This window comes from Sulfurospirillum tamanense, from assembly GCF_016937535.1.
Taxonomy (GTDB): domain Bacteria; phylum Campylobacterota; class Campylobacteria; order Campylobacterales; family Campylobacteraceae; genus Sulfurospirillum_B; species Sulfurospirillum_B tamanense.
In genome coordinates, this window is sequence record NZ_JAFHKK010000012.1 from 63,979 (window position 1) to 71,758 (window position 7,780).

The window sequence follows — 7,780 nt, forward strand, 5'->3', positions numbered from 1 at the left end:
GCCATGCGTTACAGAGGGTTACAGTTTAGTCTTTGGCTTTTTAACCTCCCTTGTGGCACAATGCCCCAATGATAACCGAACGCACCCTTCCTAGACTCATTACTCTAACCCCTATTGTCACCATTTTGGCTTTCGCCAGTGTGATGATTTATGGCATCATCACCTCTCAATACGAAACCTTTGCCCGTGAATCGGCGCTTTTGGAGGCTGAGTATATCGAAACCCAAAAGCAACTGCTTAAAGAAGAAAATGACAAAATTCATGCCTACATCGCCTACCACCGTGGGTTGTTGCAAGAAGAAGACTCAGCCAAAGTCAAGGCCCAAATCATCGGTTGGATGGAGAGCGTGCGCTATGGGGTGGATGGGTACATTTGGGTGCATGATACTACGCACCATCTCGTGGCACATCCTTTTCGTCAAGAGAGTATCGGTATTGATGACACAAATAATACCGATGCTACAGGTGCGCTAATTTTTCGCTCCTTTATTGACACGGCACAAACTTTTCCCGAGGGCGGGTTTGTGGAGTACTATTGGGCGCGCCCAGGGGTGGAAACGCCAGCGAAGAAGATTGGCTTTTTAAAACTCGAACCCCAGTACGGTTGGGTGATTGGCACGGGCGTGTACGTGGATGACATCGTCGAAGAGCTAGCCAAGCGCAAAAGCCAAATGGAAGCCCAAACAGACGCGTACGTGCAGGTGGTGCTGCTCACAGCCATTTTCCTAACCGTGGTGTTTGGGATGATAAGCTATGTTATTTCTAGGGCAATGGTACGGGTGCTTGATGTATACAAAGAGAGCGTGGCCCTCAAAGAGCACTCGCTAACCCAGCTCAACGCTTCGTTAAGTTTGCGCATCGAAGCGGCCCTTGAAGAGGCCAAGGCCAAAGACCAAGCGCTTTTACACCAGTCGCGTTTAGCTCAAATGGGGGAGATGATGAGCCTCATCGCCCACCAATGGCGGCAACCTTTGAGTGAAGTGTTAGGGATTTTCATGGAGCTTGAAACGGCGGCGAAATTTGGCAAAGCCGACCAACGCTACATCGAGAACGAAGCCAAAGAAGGCGACAGACTCATCCGCTACATGTCCCAAACTATCGATGATTTTCGCAACTTTTTTAAACCCGAAACTACCAAAGAGCGGTTTTGCATTGTGGCCGCGTGCCAAGAAGCGTTAACCTTGGCCCATGCGAGCTTAAAGCATCAAAACATTGAGGTGATCTTTAAGGCGCAAAAGGAAGTGTGGGCAATGGGGTATCCTTCTGCGTACGCCCAAGTGGTGCTAAACCTCATTCAAAATGCCAAAGACGCCCACTTGCACCAAGGCACCCCTTTTCCTTGGATTGAGATAGAGGTTTTAAATGAGGGGGAAGAGGTGTGTGTGCGCTTAAGTGACAATGCCGGCGGGATTGATGAAGAGGTCTTGGAGGGCCTTTTTGAACCCTATGTGACTACCAAAAAAGGTTCAGGAACGGGCCTTGGGCTCTACATGGCGAAGATGATCATGGAGAAGCATTTGGGCGGGAAGATTGAAGCTAACAACAGTGCCCTTGGCGCTGTATTTATTCTAAGGATGAGCCGTGAAGGATGAACGTTTTTCGTCATTAACCCTTTTGTGTGTAGAGGATGAAACCGGAGTGCGCCGACGGTTGGTCAATACCTTGGCCTTTTATTTTCATAAAGTCTACGAAGCAGAAAATGGTGCAGAAGCGCTAGGCGTTATCGAAGAGCATCAGCCTGATGTGGTTTTGTGCGACATCGACATGCCGGTGATGGACGGGATTGCGCTAGTGCGCCAGATTCGCAAAGAGGATTTTAGTACGCCTATTGTGATGCTTACCGCGTACGCCCAAGAGGAATATTTGCTTGAGCTTGTGAATTTGCACATTCACCACTACATTTTAAAACCTGTGAACAGCGAACGGCTTTTAGAGGGTCTGGAAGCGGCTTTACGCGGGAAAATTTCAGGACGCATTCGTCTGTGCGAAGGACTAGTGCTTGACCTTGGGCGTAAGAGTGTGTTGTGGCAGAATGAGGAAATTTCTCTTTCTCGTCGAGAGGTACTGTTTTTGTCACTTTTGGTAAATCATGATCACCACGTGGTCCGATACGCCACCCTCGAAGAGCGGCTATGGAGCGACAAACCTATGAGCCAAGATGCTTTAAAAAGCTTTGTGCGGGATTTGCGAAAGAAAATACCCATGGATGTCATCGAAAATATTTCTCAACTTGGGTATCGCCTTTGTTGTGAAAAAAAGTGACACCTTAAAAAGATATTTTCTTTATTGCGCCCCTTTTTGTGGGAAATGATGAAAAAATAATCACTCCTTGTGTTCATTTCCCCACTTTTTCCCCTCCGTTATCTTTTATGATAGAGACCAAAACTACATCTTAAGGAGTTACCATGTTACGAAAAGCTTTGCTTTTGGCGGGTTTGGGCGTTGCGCTTTTAGCCAATCCTATCAAACTTGACCTCAACGCCATTTATGGCGCTAACAACTTTCATACCATCGGGGCGCAAAAATACGCCGATTTGGTGAAAGAGTACACGGCCGGTAATGTGAACATCGTAGTGCATCCTGGCGCGTCGCTTGTAAAGGGAAATCCTCTTCAAGCAGTACGTAATGGCACAGTAGCGATGACAGACATGTTTATTCCTTTCACTGCAGGTGGCGGCAAATCTTTTGGAATTTCTGCCCTTCCTTTCATCGCGCAAAGCTACGAGGATGCGTACCGTTTGTACCAAATCTCCAAACCTGCCTACGAAGCAACCGCTGCTCAGTGGAACCAAAAGATTCTCTACGCGGTTTCGTGGCCACCCAGCGGGATTTACACCATGAATCCCATCAATTCAACGGCGGATTTTAAAACCGTCAAGGCCCGAACCTACGACCGCAATTCCGCCAACTTTGTAAGTATGGTGGGGGGAAACGCCGTGGCACTTCCATGGGGTGAGGTTTATTCTGCCCTTCAGACAGGTATGGTAAACGCTGTGCTTACTTCTTCAGCGTCAGGAAAAGATGGCAACTTTTGGGAAGTGCTAAAACACTTTACAAAAATTAGCTACGCGTACCCTTTGCAAGCGGTGACCATCAACCTTGACTACTGGAAATCTCTCTCCAAAGCCCAACAAGAAGCGATGCTAAAAGCAGCAAATGAGATTGAAGTTGCTCAGTGGGAAGCGAGCAAGCAAGAAGACGCGGTAGCGCTTAAAATGCTCATTGACAATGGCATGAGTGTTAGCGAAACCAGTGACACCCTTAAAGGGCAACTGGATGAGGTGGCGAAGAAGATGCTAGAGGAGTACCTAGCTGACGCAGAGCCTGCCATCAAAGCGATTTTTACGGAATACTACGCCCAATGATCGGCTGGGTTTTCACACTAAATAGGTGGCTCTCCAAGGGGGGAGCCGTCCTTTCCTCGGTGGCACTCATCGTGTTAATCGTGCTGATTTTGGTGGAGATTTTAGGGCGCTCTTTTTTTCAGTACTCGACCATGATCGCCGATGAATACAGCGGATACCTTTACCTTTCAGCGGTTTTTTTTGGCTTAGCGTACGCGCTCAACCACGACAGCCACATTCGCATTACCATCATCACGGCTTACTTGGGAAACAAAGCAAGCCGCGCTGTGGACGTGTTTTGTGGAGTGCTGGGGATGGCGACTATGGGTGTGGTGGTCTACTACGCGTGGATTTTCATGCTAGACACCAAATCCATGGAAATGGTGTCCGAGGGCGTGTCACAAACCCCCTTGTACCTCACGCAAATCCCCGTAGTGGTGGGTTCGGCCTTGCTTTGGTTTGCGCTTTTTAGCTTTACCCTTAAAAGGTTGTGCCATGATCGCTGATCCGCTGATATTGTCTGTTGTTTTGATTGTCGTGATGTTTTTCTTTTTGCTCTCTTCCGTGTGGATTGGCGTGGCGCTTACGTTGACGGGGATTGTAGGAATGCTGTTGTATGAGCACAATTTGCCTCCCGTGATAAGTGTGATGCAAAAAACAGGCGATTTGCTTGCTACCTCGGTGTACGACTCGCTTAACTCGTGGTCTTTGGCAGCACTTCCGATGTTTATCTTGATGGGGGAGATTTTGTACCGCTCTTCTATCTCGACGCGCATCTTGGAAGGGTTGCGTCCGTGGCTTGTACACGTTCCTGGGCGGCTCTTACATGTAAACGTGGCGGCGTGTTCTTTGTTTGCCGCGGTGTCTGGCTCTTCGGCAGCCACGACGGCGACGGTGGGGAAGATTACCCTTGAAGAGCTTAAAGAGCGGGGCTACAGCAAGTCCTTAGCCATCGGCTCATTGGCTGGAAGCGGGACGTTAGGGTTTCTCATCCCGCCTAGTCTTATTATGATTATCTATGGTGTGCTTTCTAATGTGTCTATCGGGAAGCTGTTTATCGCGGGTATTTTGCCCGGACTCTTGCTAGCTTCGGTGTACGCGGTGTACATTGTGATTATGTCTGTGGTAAATCCTAGTGTGATGCCCTCGGTGAAACCGCGTTTTACCTTTGCGCAACATGTGCACTCCATTAAAGAGCTTGTGCCTATTTTTATGCTCATCGGGCTTATTTTGGGGAGTATTTACGGCGGATTTGCCACCCCTACCGAAGCGGCGGCGTTGGGCGTAGTGGGGGCGATTGCCTTGGCGGTGTACTTTAAGAGTTTTAGCCTCTCGGTTTTTAAAGAAGCCCTTTTAAACGCCATCAAAACGACCATGATGATTAGTTTTATCATCGCAGGAGCGGGGTTTTTGTCTCAAGTGGTGGGGTTTTTGGGGATTGCGCGCGCGATTAGTGAGTTTATCGCCGAGCTTGGCCTTTCGCCCTACATGCTCATCTTGGTGATTGGGCTGATGTACATTGTGTTGGGGACGATTTTGGATGGCATTTCCATTGTGGTCATGACCTTGCCTATTGTCCTTCCCATCGTCATGATGGCGGGATTTGACCCGTTGTGGTTTGGTATCTTTTTGGTACTGATGGTGGAGCTTTCGCAAATCACCCCGCCGGTTGGGTTTTCGCTCTTTGTGATTCAGAGTATTTCGGGGGAAAGTATTAGTTACATTTTAAAGGCGACCTTTCCGTTTTTCATGCTAACGATTTTGGTGGTCTTTTTGGTAACATTCTTTCCAGAAATTGTTACTTACTTGCCTGATAGGATGTTTTAAATGCTGCGACTAAATTCTGATCTTGGGGAGAGTTTCGGCCCGTGGAAAATGGGCACAGATGAGGCAGTGATGCCTCTTGTAGACATGGCAAACATCGCGTGCGGGTTTCACGCTTCAGACCCGCTCACCATGCAATACACTCTAGGTTTGGCCAAAAAATACGGCGTCACTGTGGGCGCGCACCCAAGTTATCCTGATTTGGTGGGGTTTGGACGGCGTTCCTTGGCGTGTTCAATGCAAGAAATCACTGCGCTAGTAAGCTACCAAGTGGGCGCATTGCTAGGCATGGCAACGGTGCAAGGGGTTGGGGTGAGCTACATCAAACCCCATGGCGCGCTGTACAATGACATGATGGTCAACGAAGCTATTTTCACTGCCGTAGCGAAAGTGGCGCGGGGCTATGGGATGAAGCTGATGATTCTCTCGGGTGCCGCTAATGCCCGTTACGAAACCCTTGCTAAGACCCTAGGAGTCGAACTGCTGTACGAAGTGTTTGCGGACAGGGCGTACACCAAAGAGGGATTGTTAGTGGCGCGTTCCAAAGAAGGGGCGGTGCTTCACGGTGAAGAAGCGGTCAAGGCGCGCATCGATTTGTTGCTACGCGAAGGAAAGCTCGTGTGCGAAACGGGCGACACTCTCACCCTTAAAGCCGACGCGCTGTGTGTGCATGGGGACAACGAAAAAGCGGTGGAGTTAGTCAAAACCTTGCGCGCGTACCTTGACGCATGGAAATCCTAACCGCCTCAGCCACGGCGTACATCGTCACTTTTGGCGATGTTATCGACCCTGCGGTAGCCTCACAGGTCTTTAGTGGCCTTGAGGCACTCAAAGGGTGCGCGGGCATCGTGGAAGTGACCCCGTCGTACACGTCGCTGTACGTGGCCTTTGACCCGTTGGTGCTAGACCCCTTTACATGTAAAGCTTTGTTGGAAGAAACACTGGCAAAAATGGCGGTTAAAACAGAAGAATCTTCGCACGCGGAAGTGGAAATTCCTGTGTTTTATGACCCTGAAGTAGGGCTTGATTTGGAGGGTTTGGCGCGTGAAAAAGGGCTAAGCATGGAAGAGATTATCGCCTTACATGTAAGCCCTGTGTACCGCGTGTATACCATCGGGTTTTTGCCGGGGTTTCCTTACATGGGCACGGTAGACCCGCGCCTTGCAACGCCACGCCATGCGAATCCGCGCACCGCACTTCCCAAAGGAAGCGTGGGTATTGCGGAAAACCAAACGGCCATTTACCCGCAAAAAAGTCCGGGAGGATGGCAAATCCTTGGGCGCACACCGCTGGAACTTTTTGACCCCAAGCGCGAAGGGTTGAGTTTGCTTAAAGCGGGCGATAGGGTGCGTTTTCGCGCCATTTCGCGCAGGGAATTTTTCGACCTTGGGGGCGTGCTGTGAGCGTGGAAGTTCTCTCTTGCAGTCCGCTGTGTACCTTGCAAGATGCAGGGCGCGTCGGCGCGTCGGCGGTGGGACTCAGCCAAAGCGGGGCGGCCGATGAGTTTGCTTTTTACGTGGCCAACATGCTCTTGCAAAACCCGCCTAACGCACCCATGTTGGAAATGGCTTTTGGAAATGGCGTGTTTAAGGCCCTTGCTTCTTTTGAAGCGGTGGTGACGGGCGCGAAAGTTTCCTTACATGTAGAAGAAAAACCTGTACCTTTGTGGCAGACGTTTCGCGTGGAAAAAGGCCAGCGCATTCGCCTTGGGATGGTGGAATGCGGGCAATGGGTGTATCTGGCGTTTAAGGGGGTGATGGACGCGCCTTTGGTATTTGGCAGTGCTTCAACGTCGGTGAAAGAGGGCATCGGTGGACAGCGGTTTTGGAAGGGCGACAGGGTGGAGTTTGCGCCCCAAACCTTGCCTCACCGCGCACGGCTTAAAGCGAGTTATGTGCCCTCCTACGCCGAGCCAATGCTGTTGCGCGTGGTGCTTGGCTACCAAGAAGCATACTTTGCGCCCGAAGAAAAAGCGCGGTTTTTTGAGAGCGAATACACCATCACCAAAGAGAGCAACCGCATGGGATACCGCCTCGAAGGGCCTGCGGTGGGGTATGGCGGAAAGGGGATTATTTCCGAGGGCATCGCCTTTGGGGCGGTGCAGATTCCCCCGCACGGACAGCCCATCGTGCTCTTAAAAGAACGCCAAAGCATCGGCGGGTACCCCAAAATCGGCTCAGTGCTCGGGGTGGACTGCTTCGCCCTAGCCCAACGCCCCGCGGGAACAACCGTACGCTTCGCGCCCATCTCGATGGAAGAGGGTGCAAGCATCATGCGAGAGTTTTATGGGACGATGGGCCTGAGGGGTGAAAAATCTCGGTAGGCAGTAGAGCTTGGAGAGTGTTTTTTGTAGATTGATAACGGTTTTTTTATCGTAATATTCTCTGTCGAAATTAGTAAATAGTAAATACTTGGAACTGCTTAGTTGGAACTGCTTAGTTTGTTTTATGGCAATAATAGTTTTTCCAATTCCTCTAGTCTTTGGTTTAATTTTTTTATTTCACTTTGATAGTTTGTGATTGTTTGGTTATTATCAGACTCCAATCTTTCTATTTTTTCACCAAGCCCTTTTATTTTTTCCACGTCGCTTAGTAATGATTTGTTTTGGACAC

8 protein-coding genes are annotated in these 7,780 nt (G+C 49.8%); all 8 read left to right on the top strand.

All coding sequences use genetic code 11. The features are described 5' to 3' along the window. Positions 1 to 68: 68 nt before the first annotated feature. The 8 genes from JWV37_RS06855 (at position 69) to JWV37_RS06890 (ending at position 7,491) form a co-directional block, all read left to right on the top strand. Positions 69 to 1,592, top strand: coding sequence for a sensor histidine kinase (locus tag JWV37_RS06855; RefSeq protein ID WP_205459043.1), 1,524 nt, complete (start codon positions 69 to 71; stop codon positions 1,590 to 1,592). After that, a complete protein-coding gene (locus tag JWV37_RS06860; protein ID WP_205459044.1) occupies positions 1,582 to 2,262 on the top strand; it encodes a response regulator transcription factor in 681 nt (226 codons plus the stop codon). Before JWV37_RS06855 ends, JWV37_RS06860 begins: the two co-directional genes overlap by 11 nt. A gap of 143 nt (positions 2,263 to 2,405) precedes the next feature. Beyond that, positions 2,406 to 3,365 (top strand): TRAP transporter substrate-binding protein, encoded by a 960-nt coding sequence (locus JWV37_RS06865; RefSeq protein WP_205459045.1) that lies wholly within the window; start codon positions 2,406 to 2,408, stop codon positions 3,363 to 3,365. Next, entirely contained in the window at positions 3,362 to 3,850 is a 489-nt protein-coding gene (locus tag JWV37_RS06870; protein WP_205459046.1) for a TRAP transporter small permease subunit, read from the top strand. The genes JWV37_RS06865 and JWV37_RS06870 overlap by 4 nt, the downstream gene beginning before the upstream one ends. Further along, positions 3,840 to 5,171 carry a TRAP transporter large permease gene (locus tag JWV37_RS06875; protein ID WP_205459047.1) on the top strand — a complete coding sequence of 444 codons (1,332 nt, stop codon included), beginning with the start codon at positions 3,840 to 3,842 and terminating at the stop codon, positions 5,169 to 5,171. Before JWV37_RS06870 ends, JWV37_RS06875 begins: the two co-directional genes overlap by 11 nt. Further along, positions 5,172 to 5,909, top strand: a complete 738-nt coding sequence (locus JWV37_RS06880; RefSeq protein WP_205459048.1) for a 5-oxoprolinase subunit PxpA — start codon at positions 5,172 to 5,174, stop codon at positions 5,907 to 5,909. Continuing rightward, the gene (pxpB, locus tag JWV37_RS06885) at positions 5,897 to 6,571 is read left to right on the top strand and encodes a 5-oxoprolinase subunit PxpB (protein ID WP_205459049.1); all 675 of its coding nucleotides are present in this window, start codon (positions 5,897 to 5,899) and stop codon (positions 6,569 to 6,571) included. The genes JWV37_RS06880 and pxpB overlap by 13 nt, the downstream gene beginning before the upstream one ends. Beyond that, a complete protein-coding gene (locus JWV37_RS06890; protein ID WP_205459050.1) occupies positions 6,568 to 7,491 on the top strand; it encodes a 5-oxoprolinase subunit C family protein in 924 nt (307 codons plus the stop codon). The genes pxpB and JWV37_RS06890 overlap by 4 nt, the downstream gene beginning before the upstream one ends. Positions 7,492 to 7,780 lie beyond the last annotated feature (289 nt).

Coding starts and splice junctions, on each gene's coding strand:
- pxpB (WP_205459049.1), top strand. CDS start 5,897: ATGGAAATCCTAACCGCCTCAGCCACGGCGTACATCGTCACTTTTGGC.
- JWV37_RS06855 (WP_205459043.1), top strand. CDS start 69: ATGATAACCGAACGCACCCTTCCTAGACTCATTACTCTAACCCCTATT.
- JWV37_RS06875 (WP_205459047.1), top strand. CDS start 3,840: ATGATCGCTGATCCGCTGATATTGTCTGTTGTTTTGATTGTCGTGATG.
- JWV37_RS06870 (WP_205459046.1), top strand. CDS start 3,362: ATGATCGGCTGGGTTTTCACACTAAATAGGTGGCTCTCCAAGGGGGGA.
- JWV37_RS06865 (WP_205459045.1), top strand. CDS start 2,406: ATGTTACGAAAAGCTTTGCTTTTGGCGGGTTTGGGCGTTGCGCTTTTA.
- JWV37_RS06880 (WP_205459048.1), top strand. CDS start 5,172: ATGCTGCGACTAAATTCTGATCTTGGGGAGAGTTTCGGCCCGTGGAAA.